Source organism: Priestia koreensis, from assembly GCF_022646885.1.
GTDB classification, from domain to species: Bacteria; Bacillota; Bacilli; order Bacillales; family Bacillaceae_H; genus Bacillus_AG; species Bacillus_AG koreensis_A.
This window is the reverse complement of record NZ_CP061868.1, coordinates 3,709,438-3,736,023: the sequence shown is the minus strand read 5'-3', so window position 1 is coordinate 3,736,023 and position 26,586 is coordinate 3,709,438. Positions and strand designations below refer to the sequence as shown.

Here is a 26,586-nt window from a genome sequence, read left to right as displayed (position 1 = left end):
TCTTGTATTTAGTTTAATAATGTGTAAATATATGTGTCAAGACACTTGTAAAAGAAAGAGGGATAAAATGATCGCTGCAGATGTCATTATCATTGGAAGTGGTCTAGCAGCTTTTGCGGTTGCTGAGAAGCTATGTCTACACAAACGAGTGTTAATGCTATCCAAACAGCACCACCTTCATAGTAATTCCATTCGTGCTCAAGGTGGGGTTGCCGCCGCACTATTTGAACATGACCACGGAAAAGAACATTATAACGATACGCTTCTTGCAGGACGATTCCATAATCATGAGGAGCACACAAAGCTTTTAGTGAAAGAGGGTCCATTATACATACAGCAGCTCATAAACAGAGGAATACAGTTTGATCGTGGACCAAATGGACAGCTAGAGCTTGGACGAGAAGGTGGTCATAGAAAAAGAAGAATTGTTCACGCCGGAGGTGATCAAACCGGTGAGACACTCATGAGTTTTTTCTCACGGCGAGTTCTTCCACATATTTGTTTGCATGAGTACGAAATGATTCAAGATGTTATCGTTGAAGAAGGGGGATGCAGAGGAATTGTTAGTCGTACAAGGGACGGACAGCTCTGCTATTACTATGCCCCTGTTGTCGTTTTAGCAACGGGTGGATGCGGGGCTTTGTTCACAGCAACAACGAACGATGCATCTGTTACTGGTGACGGACTTGCAGTGGCGTATCGGGCAGGAGCAGAGCTAATTGATTTGGAATTTATGCAGTTTCATCCTACGCTCTTACGCGTTGGCAGTCGCGCTGTCGGCCTTGTATCAGAAGCTGTAAGAGGAGAGGGAGCTGTTTTAGTCACAGATGAAGACGTTCCGTTTATGGATGAGGTTCATCCACTTGGTAGTCTAGCACCAAGGGATATTGTTGCGCGCGAGATCGACAAACGAATCAAAAAGGGAGAGCATATTTATTTGTCGGTCAAACATGTGAAGAATTTCTCAAATAAATTTCCTGGCTTGACCAATTTGTGCAGGCGTCATCATATTCCTATTGATGAACGGATTCCGGTTGTGCCTGGTGCTCACTTTTTAATGGGCGGAGTAAAAGTAAATAAGTACGGAGAAACGTCCATAAAGGGTCTATACGCAGTCGGTGAAGTAGCTTGTACGGGCGTACATGGTGCGAACCGACTAGCAAGCAATTCACTGTTAGAATGTCTCGTATTTGGCAATCTCGCGGCACAGCACATTCGCCAAAATCATTACGTATTTCAAGAAGTCGACCATCAAACGACGATCCCCCAAAGCGCCTCACTAGATCTTCCGGACAAAGAGACAATTCAGCAGTGGGCAACAAAGACGCTTGGGATCGTTCGGCGAAAAGAAGAATTGGAAGGAGTAATTGAGAGGATTCAACCGTTCGATGAAAATATTCAACACGACCAACTTTCCTCTTATACCAATGAGGATGTGACGAAAATTAATATGCTGACGGTTGTCCTTTTAATGGCAAAAGCAGCATTAAAACGAGAGGAAAGTCGAGGTGCACATTATCGCACCGATTTTCCCCTTGAACACGATAAAAAGTGGAAAAACAAACGGATTAGTCACCAACGTAAACAAGTTAGCGGGGCGGGGAGTTTATGATAAATCGATTAAAGCTATCACAGCAATTGCAGGCATTTTTAATAGAGGATATTGGCGATCGCGATGTGACGAGCACGGCCATTTTCGCTGATGATGAACAGGGCGAAGGGGTATTTCGAGCGAAAGAAGACGGTGTGTTTTCAGGAGAGCTTGTGCTAGTAGAAGGCTTTCGCTGCGTTGATCCACGAGTAACGTGCGAGTTGCATGTAAAAGATGGGCAGCAAATAAAAAGCGGAGAAGTAATCGCAAAGGTGACGGGACCGATTCGAGCGATTCTCACAGGAGAGCGCGTAATGTTGAACGTCATTCAGCGAATGAGTGGGATTGCTACGTTAACACATCAGGCTGTTTCTCGATTAAATAGTTCCCATACAAGAATTTGTGATACGAGAAAAACAACCCCTGGACTTCGTATGTTTGAAAAGCATGCGGTGCGCTGTGGGGGCGGGTACAATCATCGCTTTGGATTATATGACGGGGTGATGATTAAGGATAATCATATTGCGCATATGGGGTCCATTAAGACGTGCGTGGAGAAAGTGAGAAGTGAGCTCGGTCATATGGTGAAGGTGGAGGTAGAGATTGAGAATCTTGAGCAGCTGCTACAGGCAATTGAAGCAGAAGTAGATGTTATTATGTTTGATAATTGTAGCCCTGATTTTCTAAAGGAACATCTTCATCTCGTCCCCTCTCATATTAAGACAGAGGTATCAGGTGGAATTAAAATTGAAGATTTGGCGCAGTATCAGCATACAAACATTGATTATATTTCACTCGGAGCGCTCACGCATTCTAGCAAGGCACTAGATATCTCGTTGGATGTAACACAACGATAAGGGGGAGATGGAATGAGTATTTTAGATACATGGTCTCGCAACGAGACACTACCGGAGCGATACAAGACGATGAATGTGAATGAAATGGAGAAACGAGTGCGAGAAATCAAAGAAAGCATGGGGGAAAAGCTGCTTATTTTAGGTCATCATTATCAAAAAGAAGAAGTGTATCAATTTGCCGACTTTGCTGGAGATTCATTGGAGCTTGCCCAAATTGCCGCTAAAAATCGGAAGGCAGAAACGATTGTATTTTGCGGCGTTCATTTTATGGCCGAAACCGCAGATATTTTAACAGAAAAGGACCAGATCGTGATCTTGCCAGATATGAGAGCAGGTTGTTCAATGGCTGATATGGCAAATATGGAGCAAACAAGAAGGGCATGGACAGAACTCATGCATCTATTTGGCGACACAATCATTCCGTTAACCTATGTGAATTCAACCGCAGATATTAAAGCATTCGTAGGTGAACACGGGGGAGCAACGGTGACGTCTTCTAATGCAAAGAAAATGGTTCAGTGGGCATTCGGGCAAAAGGAGCGCATTTTATTTTTACCTGATCAGCACTTAGGACGGAATACGGCCTACGATTTAGGCATCCCGTTGACACAAATGGCAATATGGGACCCAATTGGTCATAAGCTTGAAGCGCTTTGTCCGCTCAAAGATATCAAGGTTATTTTATGGAAGGGCCACTGTTCCGTACATGAAAATTTTACGGTGCAAAACGTTCATGATATTCGAAAGACTTATCCAGAGATGAATGTTATCGTTCATCCAGAATGTCATCACGAGGTTGTAGCCATCTCTGACTATGCAGGATCAACAAAATATATTATTGATACAATTAACAAGGCAGCTCCGGGAACAGCGTGGGCCATCGGTACGGAAATGAACTTAGTGAATCGACTGAAACAAAATCATCCCGATAAAACCATTTTGTCACTCAATCCTCACATGTGTCCGTGCTTAACAATGAATCGAATCGATCTTCCTCATTTGTTATGGGCGTTAGAGAACGTGGAAAAAGGAAAAATCGTGAATCAAATTACGGTCAATCAACAAACAAGTCATGAAGCAATTCGTGCATTAGAACGAATGCTTCAGCATATTTAATAATAAATAAAAAAGATGATACGATGCGGTATCATCTTTTTTATGAGAAGTTTCACGTGTTGATGGATGCAACTTGTTTTTTCGAAGTGATGGTTGTCAATGAATAAAGTTCAGTTTCCAAGCATATGTTGTGTTGAACCAATAGTAACAATTCCATTACGTAGACATACAGTGTCTAGTAATTCTTTCTAGTCGGGAGGGAGAAGACTTGAAAATCCATATCGTTCAAAAAGGGGATACCCTTTGGAAAATTGCGCAAAAGTATGGTGTAGATTTTGAAGAGCTGAAAAAGTCTAACTCACAATTGAGTAATCCAGATATGATTATGCCGGGGATGAAAATTAAAGTTCCAACCGGAAACGTAAGCGTGAAGAAAGAAAAGCCACTTTACGATCATCCTTATAATAATCAAACAACGAAAACGTACCCTACTACTGAAATGGATCACACGCCATCTGCACCGAAAGAACAGCCAATACACCAGCAACCAATGTACCAGCAGCCAACGTATCAACAGCCAAAAGAACAGCCGGTTCCACAGGCACCAACGTATCAAATGCCTAAAAAAGAAATGCCTGTCCAGCAGCCTCCTAAAAAGGAGCAGCCTGTGAAAGAGGGACCTAAAAAAGAAGCGCCTGTGCAATACTTAATGCCGAAGCTTCCAAAGCTTCAGCCGATTTATCCAGAAATTGATATTAATAATTATTATACGGTTAACATGGAGATTGATCAGCACGCAGCACCAGCTCCACCACCGCCGCCGCCAAAAAAGGAAAGCCCAGAGAGCGTGGAGCAACCAATCATGATGCCACCTGTTCAGCCTTGTTTTCCAGTAAGTCCGGTGTTACCAGGATGTGGGTTTAACTATTTCCCATGCTTCCCGTGCGCACCGCCAATGTATATGTATCCACCAATGATGCCGGCTGTCATGCCTGCAGGCTTCCATCCAGAGCATCACGCTGAGTCATCAGAAAGCTCTAGCTCAGAAAGCTCAGAAGCGTATCATAAAATGATGCAGCATATGCAGGGAGCACATCATCATCAGCCTTACGGAGTAGCGCCAATGTATCAGCAGCCTTATCCATCATACGGGATGCCATATGCACCTCAGCCCCAGGTAATGGGAGCATATAGTGGGCAAGAGCAGCAGCCACATTATGGCTATCCAGGTTACCCTATGCAACAACCAGACTGCGGATGTGGAGGCCCGCAGCCGTATGCACCGTTCCAAGTGCCATATGCAGCACCGCAATATGGTGTACCAGCTTATCCACAGCAAGGATATGGATTCCCGCAAGCATTTCCACATCAAGGGGCTCCATATGCACCACAGGGCATGCCTTATCCGCAGCAGGGAGTTCCTAACTTCCCGCAGCGAGAAGATGAAGCAGCACTGTTTGGATTCCCAGAGTACGAGGATGACGAAGATTAAATTGTTTGACCAGGGAGAGGATTTGATTCAAAATCGTCTCCTCTTATTTTCTCTGCAGCAAGCTGGTATTGAACCAAAGGCGTACAAACGAGTAAAAGAAAACGTATATATTATCGACACAACGATGGGGTATAAAGTGTTGAAGGGATACGAGCTACAGCAAAAAGCAAACGTCCTCTTTAACGTATTGGAGCGTATCTATCAAGAAGGATTTTCGTCGCTTGCCTATTTTGAACGCTTTCCCAATAAGGCGACTACGATCACATGTGAAAAGTATTGTTGGATGATGATGCCTTATTATCCATCAGGACCTATTATGTACAAGTCTCTAAAAGACCGAAGAGACGTGACAAATCTTTTGAACGCGTTTCATCACATAGGAGGAGCGTTACATAGTGAATTTCAAGACGTACTGCCTACGCAATTCATTATGGATAAATGGAGCAAGCGTTTTTTGCAATTTCAGCGTTCCGTGTCCCACTTGAGCTTATTTTTGTCCCAAAAAGAATTACACCAGCTCTGTCATTGGTCTGAACAATCTTTATATTTAATGGAGAACTATCACACTCATCAAAACAAAACGCTTACGGTTGTGCACGGTGATGTAGCCTCACATAATTTTTTGCGTATCAGCGAGGAAAAAATATGTTTGATTGATTTTGATTTGGCTCTCATCTCATCGAGCGATTATGATGAACTGCAGCTTGCTCACCGATTTTTACGCTATGTGGACTGGTCGTTGGATTCAATTTTTTATCATTTTCCTTCATGGAAAACGAATCCCTTTTACGTAGCAGCCCTCATGTTTCCAACGGATTTGCTTAGGGAGTGGAATCAAATTTCAGCAGGAGAGTATACACCTGCTCGCATTCAAGCTCTACAAGTTCATACGAAATGGGAGTTGTATTATCGGTTAAACCTAGCGGAAGATCTGCTATATCATCTTGCTTCTTCATAACATTCCCTCATCTTTTAGAAGTTACCGGTAACGAAGAGAATAATCTGACTTGCTGGATATCACCCTATAAAGGAGCGCACCGTGCGTTCAACAGAATAGGGGGAATGACCGTTGAATAAGTATGTGATAACATCATTAACTGCGGTATGTATGCTTGGATTGAGTGCTTGTAATTCACAAAACAACGCTGAACAGCGCTACAGTGATCGCACAAGTCCAATCGGTGTATATTCGAATGAAAAGAATGATCGTGATGGAAATGGGCGTTTAGTGGATCATAAACAAGGGCCTGTAGCGGAGTATGTAGAATATGCAAATGACGGGAATGATAATCGTAACCATGATACGATTACCAACGAAAGCCGTCCGTACGGCTACCCATACAGCAACAATGCGAGGGATGTAGAATACCGAGGTCCGCTAAATACCTCTGATGGTAGTGTGGTAAAAGCACCTGTAACGAAAACAGATGAGCGAAAAGCTGCCCGTCAAATTGAGAAAAAGGCTGAACAGGTGAAGGGCGTTAAAAATGCACACGCCATTTTTAATGGAAATCGCCTTTTAGTAGCTGTTAAAACGAGTGAAGCAAACCGAGCAAGCGTCGAGAAAAATGTTAAAAATGCGATTGCTCCAATGACCAAACCGTATCAGGTCGTCGTAAAAGCAGATGATCGCATCTATAATGAAGCGAAGCAAATGAAAAACGATATGAAAAAGGGGCTCCGAGATAACGTCATTCATACGAATATGAATGGACTATTTGAATCCATCGATCAAAACGTCAATGGAAATGGACATCGATAAATAATGTACAGCCGGCTAGTAGGGGATCTAGTCGGATTTTTTTGTTGTATTTTCTTAGTATGGATAGAATTTCTAAATAAGGTGAAGCTATAACCGAGATTATTTTATGAAGAGGTGATGATGAGTGGCGATAATCATTCATCGGATTTTTACAATTGTTTTTATCAGCTGTTTTATTGGTTTTAGTCATCCTGCATATGGTGCTGTGAGTGAAAAAGCACACCAAACAACGATTCTTTTAGAGCGCGTTTATTTAGATGGGGTGGTAGGAGAAGAGGAAATTGAGCAGAAGAATATGACGAAAGAGGCTGCGATAAGTGAATATAACGAGTGGCGTTTAGTAGCAGAATTTGATGATGAGCTCATATTTCGAACACATGTGGACGATATTTCTCCATTACTGAAAGCAAATGGCTATTTTGGCGTTTCCGGAGAGGGAATTTTATCTGTGTATGAAGGGGTTCCGACAAGTCAACAGCAAAAGGTCATTCAGTCGTTTTTTCAGCTGGATATAAATAAACTCGAAAGTCGCCAGCACGAGAAACTTCAGCATGGTATTCGCATTCATTCAAAGGATCAGTATCTTGCGTTGTTAAATTTCTACAAGCCGTATTCACATTAACCATAAAGCGTAAGGGAGGGAATTTCAACACCCTCCTTTTTGCATGAGAAAAGATCTGGCGTTCTCCTACAAAATGCTTTCCGTTCTCATTTTCTCCTTATTTATGATAGAATCGTAATGTTTTCTCTGTCTTGATTATGTTAAAATAGTAATCAGCATTGTTAAGGGAGAGGAAACGGTTGTTCGATTATATAAAAGGTATCATTACATATGTGAATCCGGAATATATAGTAGTAGAAAGCCATGAGATAGGCTATCAGGTGTTTACGCCTAATCCGTATGCGTTTCAAGTGAGTGATACGGAGAAAAAAACGGTTTATACACATCACTATGTTCGCGAAGATGCGATGGCTTTATACGGCTTCCGCTCTCGTGAAGAAAAAGGTCTTTTTAATAAATTATTAAGCGTTTCTGGGATCGGTCCAAAGGGCGCGTTAGCTATTTTAGCTTCAGGTGATCCCGGACAGGTTGTGCAGGCGATTGAAGAAGAAGACGAAAAGTTTTTAGTGAAGTTTCCTGGTGTAGGAAAGAAAACGGCTCGTCAGATGATTCTCGATTTAAAAGGCAAGCTGCATGATGTTGTTCCAGATGTGATGTCAGGACTATTCGCTGATTTTGATCAGCAAGAGGCCGTAGCGAAGGCGCCAGAAGCTCTTGATGAAGCGGTTGAGGCGTTAAAAGTACTTGGATATGCCGAAAAAGAAATTAAAAAGATTATGCCAGATCTTGAGAAACAATCATTAACGACAGATCAATATATCAAAGCAGCTTTACAGAAGTTGTTAAAATAACCCAAAAGGGGTGATGAGATGGATGATCGAATCGTAACCGGTGATGCCCTACAAGAGGAAGAGCTGTTAGAGCAAACGCTTCGTCCACAAACGCTTCATCAATATCTTGGCCAAGAAAAGGTGAAGTCCCATTTAGACATCTTTATTAAAGCCGCGAAGCTTCGTGAAGAAACGCTCGATCATGTGTTGCTCTATGGACCTCCAGGACTTGGGAAAACGACGCTTGCAGCGGTTATTGCAAACGAGATGGGGGTACAGCTCCGGACAACGTCAGGACCTGCGATTGAACGCCCTGGCGACTTGGCAGCTATTTTAACAAGCCTAGAGCCAGGTGATGTGCTGTTTATCGATGAAATCCACCGACTTCCTCGCACGGTTGAGGAGGTCCTTTATCCTGCGATGGAGGATTTTTGTCTCGATATCGTGATTGGAAAAGGACCAAGCGCCCGCTCTGTTCGGTTGGATTTGCCGCCTTTTACATTGGTCGGAGCTACAACAAGAGCAGGACTTCTATCTTCTCCACTGCGAGATCGATTTGGTGTGCTTAGTCGCTTGGAATATTACGAAGCATCTGAGCTAGCCTCAATTGTAGAGCGTACGTCTTCCATTCTCCAAGTTGAGATTGAAAAGCCAGCGGCATTTGAAATTGCTAGACGTGCGAGGGGAACGCCAAGGATCGCCAATCGTATCTTACGAAGAGTTCGTGACTTTGCTCAAGTAAAGGGAGATGGTTCGATTACTCTTTCATTAGCGAGTGAAGCATTGGATCTTTTACAGGTAGACCGTTTAGGTCTTGATCATATTGACCATAAATTATTAAGAGGGATTATTGAAAAGTTCCGAGGTGGTCCGGTAGGATTAGATACTATTTCGGCTACGATTGGAGAAGAGTCTCATACCATCGAGGATGTGTATGAACCGTATCTGCTCCAAATCGGCTTCTTACAGCGTACGCCGCGTGGGCGTATGGTGACGCCGCTTGTATATGAACATTTTAAAATGGAGGTGCCTGAAGTGTGAGTGAGCTACCAAAGCTGTTGATGGGACTAGGTGCCCTGCTTCTTGTGATTGGTTTTCTTCTCCACTTTATTGGAAAGCTTCCGGGTGATATTTTAATCAAAAAGGGCAATACGACCTTTTATTTTCCGATTGTCACCTCGATTGTAATTAGTATTGTCTTATCATTGATTTTTTACGTGATTAATCGTTTTAAGTAATTTAGCATATTAGAAACAGGTGAAGCAAAATGAAAATAGATTTATTTGATTTCAATCTTCCAGAAGAGTTAATTGCGCAAACACCGCTAGAAAAGCGTGATGCATCAAGACTTATGGTTGTAAATAAAGAAACAGGCGAACTTCATCATGAGCACTTTCATAATATTATTGAGCACTTAAATGAAGGGGATTGTCTTGTGTTAAACGATACGCGTGTTCTTCCAGCCCGTTTATTCGGTACAAAGGATGAAACAGGTGCGAATGTTGAAGTTTTGTTGCTGAAGCAAGAAGAAGGCAACGAGTGGGAAACACTTGTCAAACCAGCTCGTCGTATTAAAGTAGGAACAACGATTACGTTTGGTGATGGTCGTTTGACTGCTGTTTGTACGAGAGAAGGGGACCAAGGCGGTCGTCATCTTGAGTTCAAATACGAAGGTATTTTCTATGAAATTCTAGAGCAGCTAGGGGAAATGCCGCTACCTCCTTACATTAAAGAGCGTCTAGATGACCGTGAACGTTATCAAACGGTATATGCGCGTGAGGAAGGCTCTGCAGCCGCTCCAACAGCAGGTCTTCATTTTACAGAAGAACTTCTTGAAAAAATTAAGCAAAAAGGTGTACACGTTGCATTCATTACGCTTCATGTCGGTCTTGGAACGTTCCGACCAGTAAGTGCGGATACAATTGAAGATCATGACATGCATGCGGAGTTTTATCAAATGAGTGAAGGAACAGCCGCACTTTTAAATAAAGTGAAAGAAGAAGGCGGTCGTATCGTCTCTGTCGGAACGACGTCCACTCGTACGCTTGAAACGATCGCAACGGCACATGACGGCAAGTTTGTAGCGTCTTCTGGCTGGACAAGCATTTTTATTTTCCCGGGCTATGAATTTAAAGGAATTAACGGAATGATTACAAACTTCCACCTTCCAAAATCAACGCTTGTGATGCTTGTGAGCGCCTTAGCGGGCAGAGAAAACATTCTACATGCGTACAACACAGCCGTAGAGGAACGCTATCGCTTCTTTAGCTTTGGCGATGCGATGTTAATCATTTAACGATCAGTAAGGGCTTTTTAGGAGCTCATTCGAATTTTAGGTAGCAGGAAAGGAATCCATGTTTATGACAGCAATTAGATATGAACTTATTAAAACGTGTAAACAAACCGGAGCTCGTCTTGGGATTGTTCACACTCCTCACGGTTCATTTGAAACACCAACATTTATGCCAGTTGGGACGCTCGCAACGGTAAAGACAATGTCTCCGGAAGAGCTAAAGCAAATGGGCGCAAAAATCATTTTAAGCAACACGTATCACTTGTGGCTTCGTCCGGGTCATGATATTGTGAAACAGGCTGGCGGCCTACACAAGTTCATGAACTGGGATCGTCCAATTTTAACTGATTCTGGCGGCTTCCAAGTGTTCAGCCTAAGCGATTTCCGTCGTATTGAAGAAGAAGGCGTGCATTTCCGTAACCATTTAAACGGAGACAAGCTTTTCTTATCGCCTGAAAAAGCAATGGAAATTCAAAATGCGCTCGGTTCCGATATTATGATGGCGTTCGATGAATGTCCACCATATCCAGCAGAATATGATTACATGAAATCTTCTGTTGAGCGTACGAGCCGCTGGGCAGAACGTTGCTTAAAAGCACACGGTCGTCCAGAGGATCAAGGGTTATTTGGAATCGTTCAGGGCGGAGAATATGAGGACTTACGCAGACAAAGTGCGTCTGATCTCGTTTCACTTGATTTCCCAGGGTATGCAGTAGGGGGACTGTCAGTCGGTGAGCCGAAAGACGTGATGAACCGCGTTCTTGAATTCACAACGCCATTCCTTCCAACGAATAAACCACGTTACTTAATGGGCGTAGGTACACCAGATTCCTTGATCGATGGTGCGATTCGTGGGATTGATATGTTTGACTGCGTGCTTCCAACGAGAATTGGACGCAACGGTACACTCATGACAAGCGAAGGACGTTTAGTCGTGAAAAATGCGAAATACGCAGAGGACTTCCGTCCGTTAGATGAAAATTGCGACTGCTATACGTGCCGTAATTATTCTAGAGCGTACATTCGTCACTTAATTCGTTGTGATGAAACGTTTGGTATTCGTCTAACGTCTTACCATAATTTATATTTTCTGTTAAACTTAATGGAGCAAGTGCGTGAAGCGATTCGTGAAGATCGTTTAGGTGATTTCCGCGAAGAGTTTTTCGAGAAATATGGCTTCAACAAGCCAAATGCGAAGAATTTCTAAGCATTTAACGATGTGAATATTTATATTTGAATGGTTGCTCGGAGACTCTGTGCACCGGGCAGCCGTTTATTTATATTCAATACATATAAAAAAGGAGGAGTAACATGCAAAGCTTACTTCAGTTATGGCCGATTTTAGCAATGGTTGTTATTTTCTATTTCTTGCTAATCCGTCCGCAACAAAAGAGACAAAAGAACGTGCAACAAATGCAATCTAGCCTTCAAAAAGGGGACAAGATTGTCACAATCGGTGGCCTTCACGGCATTATCGAATCAATCGACGAAAGTAAAGTTGTTATTAAAGCGGGTAACACTATGCTAACATTCGATCGTCCTGCGATTCGTGAGAAACGTACAGAAGCATAAGAAAAAGCAGCGGATTATGAAAACCGCTGCTTTTTTTTATGCCGATTGCCGTGAAGACGTTAAGTTAACTCCCATCATACCACCTAACACAGCGACTCCTAAAAACCCAAGATGAAACAGCATTTGTGAGGATGAGAATGACTGGCTATAGCCAAGAAATTGAATCAAAAATACGACAAACGAATAAAGAAAACCGGTGACAGCTCCTAAAAGCCAACCTTTTGCTTTCCCTTTTCCTCCTGCAACAAATCCTCCAATGAACACAGATAAAAACGAAATAATCAAGATTGCCCATTTCATGGAAGACTCTTCAAGAGAAGTAAATTTTAAAATGAGAGACAAAATAAGACTAGTCAGAACTGCAATTGTGAAAATCGTAGTCACACCTACAACAATAGCCATTAGTAACCGCTTGGCTTCCATAATAAGCTCCCCCTTTATCCTCTAGATGTGACGTTCGGTGTATAGAACATATGAGAGACGTTACGTTTTAGAGGACACTTTATATCTCTACTAGTACGAGCATATTCCCAAATGGACAAAAATAGAAGCAAAATTTTCAAGTCATGTTTTTAGACACATTGCACAAAATAAAAGGCAATGAAAATGTACGTCTAGGAGGCCATCATGGAACTTCTCAGTATTTCAATTCGAACTGTGATTTTATATATTGCCATCGTCATTATTTTTCGTTTAATGGGAAAAAGAGAAATTGGTGAGCTAAGTATTCTTGATTTAGTGGTGTTTATTATGATTGCAGAAATGGCCGTCATGGCCATTGAAAATACGGATGATCCCATCTTTCATACGATTTTACCAATGGTTATCTTGCTGATTATTCAGATTGTATTAGCAGTTATTTCTCTTCGCAGTCAGCGAGTTCGAGAATGGGTGGATGGAAAGCCAACCATCATTGTCGATAACGGCAAGATTAATGAAAAAGAAATGAAAAAACAGCGCTATAATTTTAATGATTTAATGACGCAGCTCAGAGAAAAAGATATTAAAAATATGGCGGACGTGGAATTTGCAATATTAGAGCCGTCTGGAAAGCTCTCGGTGTTCAAAAAAGATACGAAGCAATCAAAAAAGAAAACGCCATCGTTGAATTTGCCCTTTATTTTAGACGGGGAAGTTCAGCATCACCACCTAGAGAGGGAACACCGAACCGTTGAATGGTTGCAAAAAGAATTAGCGCAAAGAGGTTACTTCAGCTTATCACGTATTTCATACTGTAGCTACGACCAAGGAACCTTTTATATTGATACAAAAGATGAGGACTAGGGGAATTCCCCCAGTCCTCATCTTTTGATGAAGCGTCGAAAAACGTTAAAGCGTTTGAGCTCTTCTTTTGTTACGAGCTTCAAGCACACTAGGAGTAGCAAATAGAGAAGGGAAGTGAAGACGATGCTTGCTAGTGTACGTACAGAGAGCGGTTGAGTATGAAAGAAATGCATGTAGGAAAAGTGTCCGGCATACCCTGAGGCAAACATCACCAGAAAGCTCTTCACATAATCTCTTACATGAAATGTATAAGAAATTCGCTTTACGACAGTTGCTAAGTGAAGCAAGGTAACAAGAAGAATGCCAACTACAATGGCGAGTGCCGCGCCCATAATGCCGAAGGAAGGACGAGTAGCTAACAGAAAAATCAAGCCTGTTTTAATAAAGGCTCCGATAAAGCTGTTAATCATCGCAGCCCTTGCTAAATCAAGCGCCTGCAGAACGGCTTGCAGCGGTCCTTGAAAATAATAAAAAATAAAAAAGGGTGCCATCACTTTTACGAACACGGCGGCATTTGCATTTCCATACATAAGCGTCATGAGCGGTTCCGCGAATACATAAAGAACGACGACGGATAGTCCACCTGTAACGAATGAAAGGCGGAGAGCTTGATGTAGTTGATACTCGATCTGCTTTTGTTTGTTCTGCGCTAACGCCTCACTAATTGCTGGAACGAGCGATGTGGACAGTGAGACCGTTACAAATGACGGAAGCATTAAAAGCGGAAGAGCAAGGCCTGTAAGCTCACCATATTGTTTTGTCGCGATGCTTGCCGTTACTCCTGCAATAGCTAGGCTTTGTGCAACGACAATGGGTTCTAAAAACCAGGCAACCGATCCAATAGCGCGACTACCTGTTGTCGGCAGGGCAATTCTCATCAAGTCTTGAAACGTGCTTTTTCCTGCTTTAACGGACGATAAAAACTGACGACGGATGCGAATTTTTTTCTTAAGCTTAAACATTGAGAGCATATAAATGAGCGAAGCGAGTTCACCAATGACGGCAGAGATCATTGCTCCTGCTGCTGCATACTCGACTCCGTAAGGAAGAAAAGCTTTTGTGCAAACGGCAATTAAGGTGATTCGAATAACTTGCTCAATTACTTGTGAATAAGCGGCAGGCTTCATTTGCTGCAGACCTTGGAAGTATCCTCTAATAACAGATGAGATCGCAATGATTGGAATAACCGGGGTGATCGCAAGAAGAGGATAATACGTTCGTTCATCCGTAAAAAGGTTGTGCGAAATAAAGGAAGCGGACATGAGTAATGCGACAGTGAAAATTCCGCTAAGTATGGAAGTAATACTCAAGGAGACCACGATAATTTTTTTGATTTTCGACCGGTCCCCAACTGCTTCCGCCTCTGCAACGAGTTTTGAAATGGCCACTGGAAGGCCAAGCTGCGTGAGGGTCATGACTAAAAAGAGAGTAGGCATCACCATCATATAAAGACCTACACCTTCTTCTCCGACCACCCGTGCAAGAACAACTCTGTTAATAAAACCAAGTACCCGCGTAATAAGGCCCGCAACGATTAATACAATAGTTCCCTGTAAAAATTTAGACATGGCATCATTCCTGCCTTCTCAAACAAAAAATTATTTTATACAATACTTATATGCACCAAGTATGACCAAGCATGACAAGTTATCACAGGATGTATTTTTCGAATAATGAAAATAATGAGGTGTGAATAAGGATGCCGATGTATGAAGAGGATTACAAACGGCTTTTGCCGGTCATTCAAAGTAAGGTAGAGGAATTTAAGTTGTTTGGATATGGTCACGTAGAATTTGAGGAGATTTGGGCGTTTTTATGCAACAAAAAATGGAAGAAAGAAAAGAGTGTTCCACCGCTTCATCAAGCTGTTAATGACGTACTATCAACAAAAATAAGCGATGTCATGAATTACATGACGATGGAGTCTTTTAAAAGCAGTGCTAGCACAAAAATGAGCGACTTGGGTGACTTGAGCGATTTATTTTCTTAAAGCTTTGACCTTTATTTGACAGAGCCTTGCTTATCCATGATAATAGGAATGTTAATGCACTTTTCTGTTTTTTTAGTCTGAGGTATTTTAGCATTTTTTTGCTTACATAATGAAGGAGGAACTTTTTCTGATGGTAAAAAAAGGACGGATTGTTGCTTTTTTTCTCATAACTATAGTCTTATTCGGACTTATAGGGGCAACAGTCTCTAACATCACGAAGGATATTAAGTTGGGTCTCGACCTTCAGGGTGGCTTTGAGGTTCTGTACAAAGTAAAGCCAGCCAAAAAGGGTGACGTCATCAACGACAATGCATTAAAAAGTACAGTACAAGCCTTAGAACAACGTGTCAATGTACTAGGGGTTAGCGAACCAAATATTCAAATTGAAGGTAAGGATCGCATTCGTGTTCAATTAGCTGGTGTTAAAAATCAGCAAAAAGCACGTGATATTTTATCTACACAAGCTAAGTTAACATTTCGTGATGTAAATGACAAAGTGTTAATGGATGGAACAGATTTAGCTCAAAATGGTGCAAAGCTTTCATACGATCAAAATAATCGTCCAAGCGTCGCACTAAAGCTAAAAGATGCAAAGAAATTCAAAAAAGTAACACAGCAAATTTTAAACATGGGTCAGGGGAAAAACCTACTCGTTATTTGGTTAGATTTTGAACAAGGAAAAGATTCCTATCAAAAAGAAGCTGTGAAACCGAATCCAAAGTATCTATCGGCGGCTTCTGTTAGCCAAGTATTAGATACAAACGATGTAAGCATTAGCGGAGGTGGGTTCACTGTTTCAAGTGCAACTCAGCTATCAAAGCTATTAAATGCAGGTGCTTTGCCTGTTGAATTAAAAGAGATTTATTCAACATCTGTTGGCGCGAAATTTGGTCAAGAGGCGATGCATGATACGATTTTAGCAGGACTTATCGGTGTAGCCGTTATTTTCTTATTCATGCTATTCTTCTACCGTCTACCAGGATTAATTGCCGTTATTACATTAAGTGCATACATTTATTTGATTCTTGTTGTGTTTGACTGGATGAATGCGGTCTTAACACTTCCAGGAATTGCAGCCCTTATCCTAGGGGTCGGGATGGCTGTTGATGCCAACATTATTTCGTACGAGCGGATTAAGGACGAGCTGAAATCTGGTAAGTCTGTTATGTCAGCGTTCCGTGCGGGGAACCGTCGTTCACTCGCGACAATCTTAGATGCTAACTTGACGACGATTTTAGCAGCGATCGTTATGTTCGTATATGGAAACAGCTCGGTAAAAGGATTTGCAACAATGCTGATCATCAGTATTCTAGCAACATTTATCACAGCTGTTTATGGAACACGCCTTCTATTAGCACTATGGGTGAATAGTCGTGCGCTTAATAAAAAGCCAGGTTATTTTGGTGTTCGAAAATCAGACATTCAAGACCTTGGGAAAGACAACGGAAATCTTCGCATTCCAACTCGTTGGGACTTTATTGATTTTGTGAAATTCCGTAAAGTATTCTTTATCTTCTCAGGACTTTTAACAGTAGCGGGAATTGTTCTATTATTAACGCTCAAACTAAATCTAGCCGTTGACTTTACGAGTGGGACACTCGTGCAAGTAGAAAGCAATAAACCACTGACAGCAGAAGTATTGAAGGATGATTTTAAATCGCTTGGTTTAGAAACTGATGACGTGGTGTTAGCAGGTAAAGACAGCAAAGGCGCTCGTGCTCGTTTTATCGGAGCATTCCCGAAAGACAAAGTGGCGGATGTGAAAGATTATTTTGATAAAAAATATGGTTCAGAGCCAAGTATCAGTACCGTATCACCAGCCGTTGGTAAAGAGCTTGCACGCAATGCCATCCTAGCGGTTATCATTGCGTCAATTGGGATCATCATTTACGTAACGTTCCGCTTTGAGTTCTACATGGCGCTTGCAGCGGTTATTGCCCTACTGCATGATGCGTTCTTGATCGTCACATTCTTTAGTTTAACAAGATTGGAAGTGGATCTAAACTTCATTGCGGCGGTTCTTACGATTATCGGTTACTCGATTAACGATACGATCGTAAGCTTTGACCGTATTCGTGAGCACATGAAGAACGATCCAATTAAAACACCAGATGATTTAACGTATATCGTAAACCGAAGCCTGCGTGAAACATTTACGCGCTCGATCAATACGGTACTAACCGTTATCATCACGGTTGTAGCGCTTCTTCTATTCGGAAGCAGCTCACTAACAAACTTCTCTATCGCTTTATTAGTGGGGCTTATTATGGGAGCATACTCATCATTATTTATTGCCGCACAGCTTTGGTTAGTTTGGAAGAAAAAGCAGCTTTTCGGAAATGGAACAGAGCTTTTAAAACCAATTGAAAAGAAAAAATAAGCGTTACGAGAGGATTCACTTTTGAGTGAGTCCTCTTTTTTGTGGAGACTTTTTATAAGGGATGTCCTTTTCCTACAGAGGTGCTTGCGATTGCTCAAGTTAAATCCCTTTAGTATAATGAGGTGTAACTTCTATTAGAGATGAAAAGGATCTAATAGTGAAGCAATGGACCGGGAATTCTCGAGCACTTTTCCCCACTTTGCGTGAGTGAAGTGGGGTTCTTATTGTTCGGGAGCTGACAGAAAAAGAGGTGAAAGCATGCTAAAATCAAAAAGGCGTTGGAACATCCAACAACCAAATAACGAAGTAGTAGAAGACTTAGCAAAGAGTTTAAATATTCCACCTTTAATTGCCTCCTTGCTGATTAATCGTGGCATGACGACGAAAGAATCTGCCTCACAGTTTTTAAATATAGAGAATCAATCTTTTCACGACCCGTTTTTATTAGACGGAATGGATCGCGCTGTAGAACGTATTCATAAAGCGATTGAAAATAATGAAAAGATTATGATTTACGGAGATTACGATGCTGATGGGGTAACAAGCACATCCGTTATGCTGACGGCGCTGCAGCAGCTTGGCGCAGATGTGGACTTTTACATTCCGAACCGTTTTTCGGAAGGATATGGTCCAAACGAAGAAGCATTTCGTTTTATTGATGAACAGGGCTACACGTTAGTCATTACGGTTGATACAGGTATTTCTGCTGTTCATGAAGCACAGGTAGCAGAGGAGCTTGCGTTTGATTTAATCATTACCGATCACCATGAGCCAGGCCCTGTTCTGCCATCTTGCTATGCGATTTTACATCCGAAAAAGCCTGGAAGTCACTATCCGTTTGGTCATCTAGCAGGGGTGGGGGTGGCATTTAAGCTTGCCCATGCGCTGCTCGGTGAAGTTCCGGAGCATTTATTAGAGCTAGCAGTCATTGGAACAATCGCTGACTTGGTACCGCTAACGGGTGAGAATCGCCTGATCGCAAAAAAAGGCTTAAAGCGTCTAGCGTATTCACAGCGCCCTGGACTGAAGGCTCTTTTTAAAGTATGTAACGTGAAGCAACAAGAGCTGACGGAGGATTCCATTGGCTTTGCACTTGCACCGCGCATTAATGCGGTCGGTCGTCTTCAAGATGCTGATCCTGCTGTAGAACTGATTATGTCTAAAAATGAAGAAGAGGCCCTTCTTTTAGCAGAGGAAATTGACCGCTTAAATAAGGAACGTCAAGCATTGGTGAATGAAATTACAGAAGAAGCGATTCGAAAAGTGGAAGAAATGTACCCACCTTCTGAAAATGCTGTTCTCGTCATTACAGGTGAGGGCTGGAACGCAGGTGTGATCGGAATTGTTGCCTCTCGTTTGGTTGATCGCTTTTATCGTCCGACCATCGTTCTAAGCGAGGATCATGAAAAGGGCGTGGCAAAAGGCTCGGCACGGAGTATCGCTGGGTTTGATCTATTTGCGAACTTATCAACCTGTCGTGAGATTTTGCCTCACTTCGGTGGACATCCAATGGCAGCAGGGATGACGTTGAAGCTTGAAGACGTAGCAGAGCTTCGCGAACGCCTAAATCAGCTGGCAAAAGAAGTGTTAAGTGACGAAGATTTTATTCCCGTTACGTCGATTGATGTTTCATGTAAAGTAGAAGACGTGACAATTGAAGCGATTGAACAGCTTCAGCTCATGGCTCCGTTTGGGATGAACAATCCAAAACCGAAAGTAGCGATTGCACCATCAGCGATCCAATCTATTCGAAAAATTGGCGCGGACCAAACACATATGAAGCTTGTAATTGAAGATAATGGACAAGCGCTCGATGCGATTGGCTTTGGCTTTGGTTATTTATATGAAGATATTTCACCACTTGCAGAAATTTCATTAATGGGTGAATTAAATATTAATGAGTGGAATAATATTCGTAAGCCACAGCTTATGATTGAGGATATGGCTGTTAATGATTGGCAGTTATTTGATCTTCGAGGTCTACGTGATCCTGCACGTTTCTTCCAATCTACGTATCACGAGAAAATGACGCTGCTTGCGTTCTCGGAGGAGACGCTGACACACGCAGCCCTTCAACCGTATCGTGATCAGATTGTGCTCGTTCAACATGCAGACGAAGCGAAGCAAGTACATGTAGAGAATGAGACGATTGTTCTGCTAGATCTGCCAACGTCTTCTGAACTGATCGAAGGATTATTTGCAGGTCGTGTGCCAGCCCGTATTTATGCGATTTTCTTCACAGCTGAGAATCATTTCTTTGATACGATTCCAACACGGGAGCATTTTAAATGGTACTATGCGTTTCTAACGAAGAAGAGTCCATTTGACCTGAAGCGTTATAAAGAAGAGCTTGCTATTTACAAAGGATGGACTAAAGATACAATTGACTTCATGTCACAGGTGTTTTTTGAGCTAGAATTTGTTACAATAGAAAATGGTCTGATTTCATTGGTGAAAAATAGTCCAAAACGTGATTTAATAGAATCTGTGACTTTTCGTCACAAACAAGAGCACATTCAAATTGAAAAAAACTTTCTTTATACATCATATGCACATTTGAAAAGTGTGTTTGAACAGGTTTTTAAGCGTGCGTCAATTAATGAGGAGGCAACAAACTAATGGATTTAAAGCAATATGTAACAATTGTAGAAGACTGGCCAAAACCAGGGATTAAATTTAAAGATATCACTACGCTTATGGACAACGGTGATGCATACCGTTATGCAACAGATCAAATTATGGCTTATGCAAAAGACAAATCAGTTGATCTAATCGTTGGACCAGAAGCACGTGGATTTATTATCGGTTGTCCAGTTGCTTACGCACTTGGAGTAGGCTTTGCTCCTGTACGTAAAGAAGGAAAGCTTCCACGCGAAGTAATCAAAGTGGATTACGGCTTAGAATATGGAAAAGATGTTCTAACAATCCACAAAGATGCCATTAAACCAGGACAACGTGTATTAATCACGGATGACCTTCTTGCAACAGGTGGTACAATCGAAGCGACAATTAAACTTGTTGAAGATCTTGGCGGTGTTGTAGCGGGTATTGCATTCTTAATCGAGCTTACGTATTTAGATGGCCGCGAAAAATTAGGCAACTATGATGTTTTAACGTTAATGCAATACTAAGCACATTGCTGTAAGAAAAGCACCTCATTAGGTGCTTTTTTTGTACGGATTGATAGTTTTTCCTGAGAAGGTCTTTACATCTTTGAAAATTTTCAAGATAATAGATACAATATGGATTTACAAAATGCTTATAAAAGGTGATTTCATGGCAAACGAGCAAGTGCTAACAGCTGAACAAGTGATTGACCAGGCTAAAACCTATTTGTCAGAAAGAGATGTCGCATTTGTCCAGCGAGCATATGAATTTGCAAAGGATGCTCACAAAGAACAGTATCGAAAATCTGGTGAGCCTTATATTATACATCCGATTCAAGTAGCTGGCATATTAGTGGACTTAGAGATGGACCCTGATACAATAGCAACTGGTTTTTTACATGATGTAGTAGAGGATACAGAAGTGACGCTAGAACAAATTAGTGACAGCTTCAACAAAGAAGTAGCCATGCTAGTAGATGGTGTAACAAAGCTTGGTAAAATTAAGTACAAATCAAAAGAAGAGCAGCAGGCAGAAAATCATCGTAAAATGTTTGTGGCAATGGCACAGGACATTCGTGTTATTCTCGTCAAGCTTGCAGACCGCCTTCATAATATGCGTACGCTTAAACATTTACCGCAGGAAAAACAGCGTCGTATTTCCAATGAAACGCTGGAAATTTTTGCACCTCTTGCGCATCGTTTAGGGATTTCTGCGATTAAATGGGAGCTAGAAGACACGGCTCTTCGCTACTTAAATCCACAGCAATACTATCGTATTGTGAATTTAATGAAGAAAAAGCGTGCAGAGCGTGAGGAATATCTGGAGCAGGTCATTGACGAAGTACGTGAACGTGTGAACGAAGTTTCGATTAAAGTGGAAATTTCCGGTCGTCCAAAGCACATTTATTCCATTTATCGTAAAATGGCGTTGCAAAACAAGCAGTTTAACGAGATTTATGATTTGCTTGCCGTAAGAATTATCGTTAATAGCATCAAAGATTGCTATGCCGTATTAGGGATTATTCACACGTGCTGGAAGCCAATGCCTGGACGTTTTAAAGATTATATTGCCATGCCGAAGGCCAATATGTATCAGTCTCTTCATACGACTGTCATTGGTCCAAAAGGGGAGCCGTTAGAAGTGCAAATCCGCACAGCAGACATGCATCAAATTGCTGAATACGGGATTGCGGCTCACTGGGCATACAAAGAAGGAAAAACGTTAACAGAGCAATCGTCCTTTGAAGAAAAAATGACGTGGTTCCGTGAAATTCTGGAGTTCCAAAATGATGCGACCAATGCAGAAGAGTTTATGGAATCGTTAAAGATCGATCTCTTTTCTGATATGGTGTACGTCTTTACGCCTAAAGGTGACGTGATTGAGCTTCCATCAGGTTCCGTACCTATTGATTTTTCGTATCGTATCCATTCAGAGATCGGTAATAAAACAATCGGCGCGAAGGTAAACGGCAAGATGGTTACGCTTGACTACAAATTAAAGACGGGCGATATTATTGAGATTTTGACGTCCAAACATTCGTATGGGCCAAGCCCAGACTGGTTGAAGCTTGCGCAAACATCGCAGGCTAAAAATAAAATTCGTCAGTTTTTCAAAAAGCAGCGTCGTGATGAAAACATTGAAAAAGGCAAAGAGCTTGTTGAAAAAGAAGTGCGTCAAATGGAATTTGACGTGAAGGAAATTTTAACAGCCGACAATATCAAGCGCGTTGCGGAGAAGTTCAACTTCAGCAATGATGAAGATATGTATGCTGCCGTTGGCTACAACGGAATTACGCCTTTACAAGTGGCGAATCGCCTGACTGAAAAATGGCGTAAAAAGCGTGATCAAGAGCAGGAAGCGTCCTTACAGGAAAACATTCGTGAAGTGAAGCGCGTGAATACGACTAAGCGCAGAGATTCTGGCGTCATTGTTCAAGGCATTGATAACTTGCTTATTCGATTATCCAAATGCTGTAGTCCTGTTCCTGGGGATGATATTGTCGGATTCATCACGAAGGGGAGAGGTGTATCCGTTCACCGTGCTGATTGTCCGAACGTGCACACGGAAGACGCAGAATCACGCCTTATTCCTGTCGAGTGGGAATCTCAAATTAAGCAAGGCAAAGAATTTAACGTAGAAATTGAAATTTCCGGATTTGACCGTCGTGGGTTATTGAACGAGGTTCTTCAAGCTGTGAATGAAACGAAGACCAATATTTCTGCCGTATCTGGTCGATCTGATCGTAATAAAATGGCGACGATTAATATGTCTATTTCCATTCATAACATTAGCCATTTACACAAAGTCGTCGAGCGAATTAAGCAAATTCGTGACATCTATTCAGTACGTCGAATTATGCAGTAGAAGGGATTTGAAAAAATGCGCGTAGTGGTACAACGAGCAAAGAACGCAGCCGTAACGGTAGAAGGCGAAACAATTGGAGCGATTGACCACGGGTTAATGCTTCTTGTAGGAGTTACTCATACCGATACGAAAGAAGATGCAGAGTACGTAGCAGAAAAAATCGCCAACCTTCGCATTTTTGAAGATGAATCAGAGAAAATGAATTTATCCTTGTTAGACGTAAAGGGTGACGTATTATCCGTGTCACAGTTTACGCTTTATGGTGATTGTCGTAAAGGAAGACGTCCTAACTTTATGAGCGCTGCGAAACCAGATTATGCAAATGACATTTATGAGCATTTTAATGAGCAGCTTCGTGCCTTAGGAACGAACGTGGAAACAGGTAAGTTTGGTGCAATGATGGACGTGTCATTCACAAATGATGGACCTGTTACGTTAATTGTGGAAAGCAAAGAAAAGTAAAAAATACCCGTCAGCTTTGTGAGAGCTGACGGGCTTTTTTATTTTTGTAAAAGATACTGTGTAATGCCTTGTGTGATGCCACCAACGACATCTCGCTGAAAGGCAATTGAATTAATATACTGCTCTTCTTCTCTGTTGCTTAAAAAACCGAGCTCGACTAATACAGATGGCTGTGGGTTTTCTCGCAGCACATAGAAGTTTCCAAATTTATCGTATTTGTTTTTTAGTTTTGATGTATAAGCGAGTTGTTTTTGAATGCTTTGTGCAAGAGAGCGATCCTTTTTCTCTTGATAAAAATAAGTCATAATTCCGTGAGCACTTTCGTCTTTGACGCTGTTGTAATGGATACTAATAAAGACGTCAGCCTGGTGTTCTCTTGCGTATTGCACGCGTGATGATAAAGCTATTCTAGTATCTGACGTTCTTGTTAATAAAACGGTTGCTCCGGTTTGTTCAAGCTGTTCTTTTAGCTGTGTCGCTGTACGAAGCGTTAAATCCTTTTCAAAAGTACCTTGACTTCCTGTTGCCCCTTTGTCTTTTCCTCCGTGACCAGGGTCAATGACGATGACTTTTCCATTTAATTTTCCTTCGTTGCTTGTTTGTTGAACGGCAGCTTGAACAGGAAGTGCTTGATTGGCGGTTGTGCGTACGTAGCGAGATGAAACCCAGCCTTCAGCTCCGTCCTGCAAACGAACGTAGCGCCACTCTCCTTGTTCGACTAAAATGGCTACCTCTTTTCCATGATGTAGCTTTCTGACAACCGGAAATGACAATCCAGGCCCTTTTCTCATATTGAGAACGTCTGCCGTCACGCTGCCACTTTCTAACACAGGTACGTCTTGTCGGTCATAAGAAGTCAAAAATAGAGTGATGATACAAAAGAACAGACAAATCACCAGTTGTTTTCTCTTGTTCATGTATCTTTTTATGCCTCCTACTAGTTTAAATTGAGCGATATGCTCCTCAGCTAAAGTGTGAACAAAAATATATTCTCTACGAAAGAATAATTTCCTTTATGTGGTGAAAAAATAGATAAAGAAACTTTTATGTTCATACAGTATTGACAGTAAATTGGAGTAGTAAACGAAAAGAGGAATGACAGATGAAATTTAGTTCAAAGGGCGAACAATCCTTTTTACAATCAGCTAGTCTTTTAGGCGTTTCCTTTCGAGAAAACGTTCAAGATGAAGCAGAAGCAGAAAAGGCAACGATGAGCAATGGCTATCAGCAGCAAGAAATGCAAAAGCTAAGAAGATATTTAAATCGCTCATAAATTGGGAAAGGTTCTTGACAATCACTCATTTCATTCGTAATATAATAGACAATCACTAAATACATACGAGTTCTTTTAACAGAAGAACTGTTATCTTATAAAAGATAATCTATATAGGTATAACCAGTGAAAGAGCAGAGTAGGTAGGAGTACACGTGAAAAGAGAAGAGATGCCGAGGCTGAAAGCATTTCTGCATGATGACTTACTGAAAGAACACTCTGGAGGTTTCTCTCTGAACCGATGAATCATCGCAGTAGGAGCTGAACGTGATCGTACGTTAACGATTTGAGTGGAAGCTAGATATTAGCTTCAATTAGGGTGGCACCACGAGATTTCAAGCTCTCGTCCCTACTGTTACGATGATAACAGTAGGGATGAGAGCTTTTTGTATTTTCAAACGATAAGAGCAGGAGGATGAATGCGAATCATGTCTATTCAAATTCCAAGAGGAACCCAAGACATTTTACCTGGTACCGTTGAGTACTGGCAGTATATTGAACAAAAAGCAAGAGAGATTTGCCGAGCATTTAACTACAAAGAAGTTCGTACCCCAATGTTTGAACACACCGAGCTTTTCCAACGCGGAGTTGGGGAGACAACGGACATCGTTCAAAAAGAGATGTACACTTTTACGGACAGAGGCGACCGCAGCTTAACGCTTCGTCCAGAGGGAACGGCTGGTGTTGTTCGCTCATTTGTAACACACAAAATGTTCGGAAGTCCGAATCAACCAACGAAGCTTTACTACATTGGACCGATGTTCCGCTATGAGCGTCCACAGGCAGGGCGTTTCCGTCAATTCGTGCAGTTCGGTGTAGAAGCTTTAGGAAGCAACGACCCGTCCATTGATGCAGAAGTATTAGCACTAGCAATGCAATTTTATCAGTCATTAGGTCTGAAGAGTCTTCGTCTCGTTGTAAACAGCCTTGGAGATGCAGAAAGCCGTCAGGCACATCGTCAAGCGCTAATCGATCACTTCAAACCAAGAATCGGAGAGTTTTGCTCAGACTGTCAAAATCGTCTAGAGAAAAATCCACTGCGTATTCTTGATTGTAAAAAAGACCGTGATCACGAACTAATGAAAACTGCACCAGCGATTACAGACTACTTAAATGACTATTCAAGAGAGTATTTTGAAAAAGTTCAGCAATACTTAACGGATTTAAATATTGAGTTTGTCGTAGATCCAAACCTTGTTCGTGGGTTAGATTACTATAACCACACCGCTTTTGAAATTATGAGTGAAGCAGAAGGTTTTGGGGCGATTACAACGCTTTGTGGTGGTGGACGTTACAACGGTCTTGTTCAAGACTTAGGCGGACCTGAAACACCAGGTATTGGCTTTGGTCTTAGCATTGAGCGCCTGCTTTCAGCACTAGAAGCAGAAGGTGTTAAACTTCCTGTTGATACAGGTGTCGATTGCTACGTAGTGTCATTAGGAGATGCAGCAAAAGATAAAGTTGTCTCCATCGTCAACGATCTCCGTCAAGCAGGATTCGTAACGGAAAAAGACTACTTAGATAAAAAAATGAAAGCACAGTTTAAAGCGGCTGACCGCCTAGAAGCGAAGTACGTTGTTGTATTAGGGGAAGACGAGCTTGAAAAAGGTGTGGTCAACGTGAAAGATATGCAAAAAGGTGATCAAAACGAAGTAGCTATTACTGAACTTGTTCACTATTTAACGAACTTATAAACAACTCTAAGAGGAG

24 protein-coding genes, 1 pseudogene and 1 other annotated feature are annotated in these 26,586 nt (G+C 41.8%); of the genes and pseudogenes, 22 read left to right on the top strand and 3 right to left on the bottom strand.

What is annotated here, in order from left to right:
* The first annotated feature begins 67 nt into the window (after positions 1-67).
* From nadB to yajC, 13 genes and pseudogenes are all read left to right on the top strand, one after another.
* Positions 68-1,612, top strand: a complete 1,545-nt coding sequence (gene nadB, locus IE339_RS19685; RefSeq protein WP_242170402.1) for an L-aspartate oxidase — start codon at positions 68-70, stop codon at positions 1,610-1,612.
* Positions 1,612-2,448, top strand: a complete 837-nt coding sequence (nadC, locus tag IE339_RS19680; protein ID WP_242176250.1) for a carboxylating nicotinate-nucleotide diphosphorylase — start codon at positions 1,612-1,614, stop codon at positions 2,446-2,448. Before nadB ends, nadC begins: the two co-directional genes overlap by 1 nt.
* A 12-nt stretch (positions 2,449-2,460) precedes the next feature.
* Entirely contained in the window at positions 2,461-3,564 is a 1,104-nt protein-coding gene (nadA, locus tag IE339_RS19675; protein WP_242170399.1) for a quinolinate synthase NadA, read from the top strand.
* A 208-nt stretch (positions 3,565-3,772) separates the two neighbouring features.
* Positions 3,773-3,929, top strand: a pseudogene (safA, locus tag IE339_RS24825) (SafA/ExsA family spore coat assembly protein); the annotation flags it as partial.
* A 1,053-nt stretch (positions 3,930-4,982) separates the two neighbouring features.
* Positions 4,983-5,954 (top strand): phosphotransferase, encoded by a 972-nt coding sequence (locus IE339_RS19665; protein WP_242170394.1) that lies wholly within the window; start codon positions 4,983-4,985, stop codon positions 5,952-5,954.
* Between the two features lie 111 nt (positions 5,955-6,065).
* On the top strand, positions 6,066-6,758 hold the full coding sequence (locus IE339_RS19660; protein ID WP_242170392.1) for a YhcN/YlaJ family sporulation lipoprotein: 693 nt from the start codon (positions 6,066-6,068) through the stop codon (positions 6,756-6,758).
* Between the two features lie 124 nt (positions 6,759-6,882).
* Positions 6,883-7,380 carry a BofC C-terminal domain-containing protein gene (locus IE339_RS19655; RefSeq protein ID WP_242170389.1) on the top strand — a complete coding sequence of 166 codons (498 nt, stop codon included), beginning with the start codon at positions 6,883-6,885 and terminating at the stop codon, positions 7,378-7,380.
* A 179-nt stretch (positions 7,381-7,559) separates the two neighbouring features.
* The gene (ruvA, locus tag IE339_RS19650; protein ID WP_242170385.1) at positions 7,560-8,171 is read left to right on the top strand and encodes a Holliday junction branch migration protein RuvA; all 612 of its coding nucleotides are present in this window, start codon (positions 7,560-7,562) and stop codon (positions 8,169-8,171) included.
* A gap of 18 nt (positions 8,172-8,189) precedes the next feature.
* Positions 8,190-9,191: a Holliday junction branch migration DNA helicase RuvB gene (gene ruvB, locus IE339_RS19645; protein ID WP_053401005.1), complete on the top strand. Its 1,002-nt coding sequence runs from the start codon at positions 8,190-8,192 to the stop codon at positions 9,189-9,191.
* Positions 9,188-9,388, top strand: coding sequence for a DUF2905 domain-containing protein (locus IE339_RS19640; protein WP_053401006.1), 201 nt, complete (start codon positions 9,188-9,190; stop codon positions 9,386-9,388). Before ruvB ends, IE339_RS19640 begins: the two co-directional genes overlap by 4 nt.
* Before the next feature lie 29 nt (positions 9,389-9,417).
* On the top strand, positions 9,418-10,446 hold the full coding sequence (gene queA, locus IE339_RS19635) for a tRNA preQ1(34) S-adenosylmethionine ribosyltransferase-isomerase QueA (RefSeq protein WP_242170382.1): 1,029 nt from the start codon (positions 9,418-9,420) through the stop codon (positions 10,444-10,446).
* Positions 10,447-10,510: 64 nt separating this feature from the next.
* On the top strand, positions 10,511-11,650 hold the full coding sequence (gene tgt / locus IE339_RS19630; protein ID WP_053401058.1) for a tRNA guanosine(34) transglycosylase Tgt: 1,140 nt from the start codon (positions 10,511-10,513) through the stop codon (positions 11,648-11,650).
* Between the two features lie 104 nt (positions 11,651-11,754).
* A complete protein-coding gene (gene yajC / locus IE339_RS19625; RefSeq protein ID WP_242170380.1) occupies positions 11,755-12,015 on the top strand; it encodes a preprotein translocase subunit YajC in 261 nt (86 codons plus the stop codon).
* Between the two features lie 36 nt (positions 12,016-12,051).
* Here the strand turns inward: yajC and IE339_RS19620 are convergent, their stop codons facing one another.
* On the bottom strand, positions 12,052-12,438 hold the full coding sequence (locus IE339_RS19620) for a TIGR04086 family membrane protein (protein WP_242170377.1): 387 nt from the start codon (positions 12,436-12,438) through the stop codon (positions 12,052-12,054).
* 204 nt (positions 12,439-12,642) lie between these two features.
* Here IE339_RS19620 and IE339_RS19615 point away from each other — a divergent pair, with 204 nt between their 5' ends.
* A complete protein-coding gene (locus IE339_RS19615) occupies positions 12,643-13,299 on the top strand; it encodes a DUF421 domain-containing protein (protein WP_242170375.1) in 657 nt (218 codons plus the stop codon).
* Positions 13,300-13,316: 17 nt separating this feature from the next.
* Here the strand turns inward: IE339_RS19615 and spoVB are convergent, their stop codons facing one another.
* Positions 13,317-14,867: a stage V sporulation protein B gene (gene spoVB / locus IE339_RS19610; RefSeq protein ID WP_242170372.1), complete on the bottom strand. Its 1,551-nt coding sequence runs from the start codon at positions 14,865-14,867 to the stop codon at positions 13,317-13,319.
* A 131-nt stretch (positions 14,868-14,998) separates the two neighbouring features.
* On the opposite strand from spoVB, the gene IE339_RS19605 reads away from it, so the two are divergent.
* The 6 genes from IE339_RS19605 (at position 14,999) to dtd (ending at position 23,603) form a co-directional block, all read left to right on the top strand.
* Positions 14,999-15,289 carry a post-transcriptional regulator gene (locus IE339_RS19605; RefSeq protein ID WP_242170368.1) on the top strand — a complete coding sequence of 97 codons (291 nt, stop codon included), beginning with the start codon at positions 14,999-15,001 and terminating at the stop codon, positions 15,287-15,289.
* Positions 15,290-15,419: 130 nt separating this feature from the next.
* The gene (gene secDF, locus IE339_RS19600) at positions 15,420-17,669 is read left to right on the top strand and encodes a protein translocase subunit SecDF (protein ID WP_242170365.1); all 2,250 of its coding nucleotides are present in this window, start codon (positions 15,420-15,422) and stop codon (positions 17,667-17,669) included.
* Positions 17,670-17,927: 258 nt separating this feature from the next.
* A complete protein-coding gene (recJ, locus tag IE339_RS19595) occupies positions 17,928-20,288 on the top strand; it encodes a single-stranded-DNA-specific exonuclease RecJ (protein WP_242170362.1) in 2,361 nt (786 codons plus the stop codon).
* Positions 20,288-20,800, top strand: a complete 513-nt coding sequence (locus tag IE339_RS19590; protein ID WP_242170359.1) for an adenine phosphoribosyltransferase — start codon at positions 20,288-20,290, stop codon at positions 20,798-20,800. The genes recJ and IE339_RS19590 overlap by 1 nt, the downstream gene beginning before the upstream one ends.
* A 145-nt stretch (positions 20,801-20,945) precedes the next feature.
* A complete protein-coding gene (locus IE339_RS19585) occupies positions 20,946-23,141 on the top strand; it encodes a RelA/SpoT family protein (RefSeq protein WP_242170356.1) in 2,196 nt (731 codons plus the stop codon).
* Between the two features lie 15 nt (positions 23,142-23,156).
* Positions 23,157-23,603 (top strand): D-aminoacyl-tRNA deacylase, encoded by a 447-nt coding sequence (dtd, locus tag IE339_RS19580; RefSeq protein WP_242170352.1) that lies wholly within the window; start codon positions 23,157-23,159, stop codon positions 23,601-23,603.
* A 38-nt stretch (positions 23,604-23,641) separates the two neighbouring features.
* Here the strand turns inward: dtd and IE339_RS19575 are convergent, their stop codons facing one another.
* On the bottom strand, positions 23,642-24,520 hold the full coding sequence (locus IE339_RS19575; RefSeq protein WP_242170350.1) for an N-acetylmuramoyl-L-alanine amidase family protein: 879 nt from the start codon (positions 24,518-24,520) through the stop codon (positions 23,642-23,644).
* Between the two features lie 185 nt (positions 24,521-24,705).
* On the opposite strand from IE339_RS19575, the gene IE339_RS19570 reads away from it, so the two are divergent.
* Positions 24,706-24,876, top strand: a complete 171-nt coding sequence (locus IE339_RS19570) for a hypothetical protein (protein ID WP_157052668.1) — start codon at positions 24,706-24,708, stop codon at positions 24,874-24,876.
* A gap of 117 nt (positions 24,877-24,993) precedes the next feature.
* Positions 24,994-25,230 (top strand) — a binding site (T-box leader).
* A gap of 74 nt (positions 25,231-25,304) precedes the next feature.
* On the top strand, positions 25,305-26,570 hold the full coding sequence (gene hisS / locus IE339_RS19565; protein ID WP_242170348.1) for a histidine--tRNA ligase: 1,266 nt from the start codon (positions 25,305-25,307) through the stop codon (positions 26,568-26,570).
* The last annotated feature ends 16 nt before the right edge of the window (positions 26,571-26,586 follow it).

What these genes read in the sequence shown, in the direction of transcription:
- hisS (WP_242170348.1), top strand. Translation starts at nt 25,305, where the DNA reads ATGTCTATTCAAATTCCAAGAGGAACCCAAGACATTTTACCTGGTACC.
- IE339_RS19605 (WP_242170368.1), top strand. Translation starts at nt 14,999, where the DNA reads ATGCCGATGTATGAAGAGGATTACAAACGGCTTTTGCCGGTCATTCAA.
- spoVB (WP_242170372.1), bottom strand. Translation starts at nt 14,867, where the DNA reads ATGTCTAAATTTTTACAGGGAACTATTGTATTAATCGTTGCGGGCCTT.
- secDF (WP_242170365.1), top strand. Translation starts at nt 15,420, where the DNA reads ATGGTAAAAAAAGGACGGATTGTTGCTTTTTTTCTCATAACTATAGTC.
- IE339_RS19570 (WP_157052668.1), top strand. Translation starts at nt 24,706, where the DNA reads ATGAAATTTAGTTCAAAGGGCGAACAATCCTTTTTACAATCAGCTAGT.
- yajC (WP_242170380.1), top strand. Translation starts at nt 11,755, where the DNA reads ATGCAAAGCTTACTTCAGTTATGGCCGATTTTAGCAATGGTTGTTATT.
- queA (WP_242170382.1), top strand. Translation starts at nt 9,418, where the DNA reads ATGAAAATAGATTTATTTGATTTCAATCTTCCAGAAGAGTTAATTGCG.
- ruvB (WP_053401005.1), top strand. Translation starts at nt 8,190, where the DNA reads ATGGATGATCGAATCGTAACCGGTGATGCCCTACAAGAGGAAGAGCTG.
- IE339_RS19620 (WP_242170377.1), bottom strand. Translation starts at nt 12,438, where the DNA reads ATGGAAGCCAAGCGGTTACTAATGGCTATTGTTGTAGGTGTGACTACG.
- IE339_RS19575 (WP_242170350.1), bottom strand. Translation starts at nt 24,520, where the DNA reads ATGAACAAGAGAAAACAACTGGTGATTTGTCTGTTCTTTTGTATCATC.
- nadB (WP_242170402.1), top strand. Translation starts at nt 68, where the DNA reads ATGATCGCTGCAGATGTCATTATCATTGGAAGTGGTCTAGCAGCTTTT.
- dtd (WP_242170352.1), top strand. Translation starts at nt 23,157, where the DNA reads ATGCGCGTAGTGGTACAACGAGCAAAGAACGCAGCCGTAACGGTAGAA.
- nadA (WP_242170399.1), top strand. Translation starts at nt 2,461, where the DNA reads ATGAGTATTTTAGATACATGGTCTCGCAACGAGACACTACCGGAGCGA.
- tgt (WP_053401058.1), top strand. Translation starts at nt 10,511, where the DNA reads ATGACAGCAATTAGATATGAACTTATTAAAACGTGTAAACAAACCGGA.
- IE339_RS19590 (WP_242170359.1), top strand. Translation starts at nt 20,288, where the DNA reads ATGGATTTAAAGCAATATGTAACAATTGTAGAAGACTGGCCAAAACCA.
- IE339_RS19665 (WP_242170394.1), top strand. Translation starts at nt 4,983, where the DNA reads ATGACGAAGATTAAATTGTTTGACCAGGGAGAGGATTTGATTCAAAAT.
- recJ (WP_242170362.1), top strand. Translation starts at nt 17,928, where the DNA reads ATGCTAAAATCAAAAAGGCGTTGGAACATCCAACAACCAAATAACGAA.
- IE339_RS19585 (WP_242170356.1), top strand. Translation starts at nt 20,946, where the DNA reads ATGGCAAACGAGCAAGTGCTAACAGCTGAACAAGTGATTGACCAGGCT.
- IE339_RS19615 (WP_242170375.1), top strand. Translation starts at nt 12,643, where the DNA reads ATGGAACTTCTCAGTATTTCAATTCGAACTGTGATTTTATATATTGCC.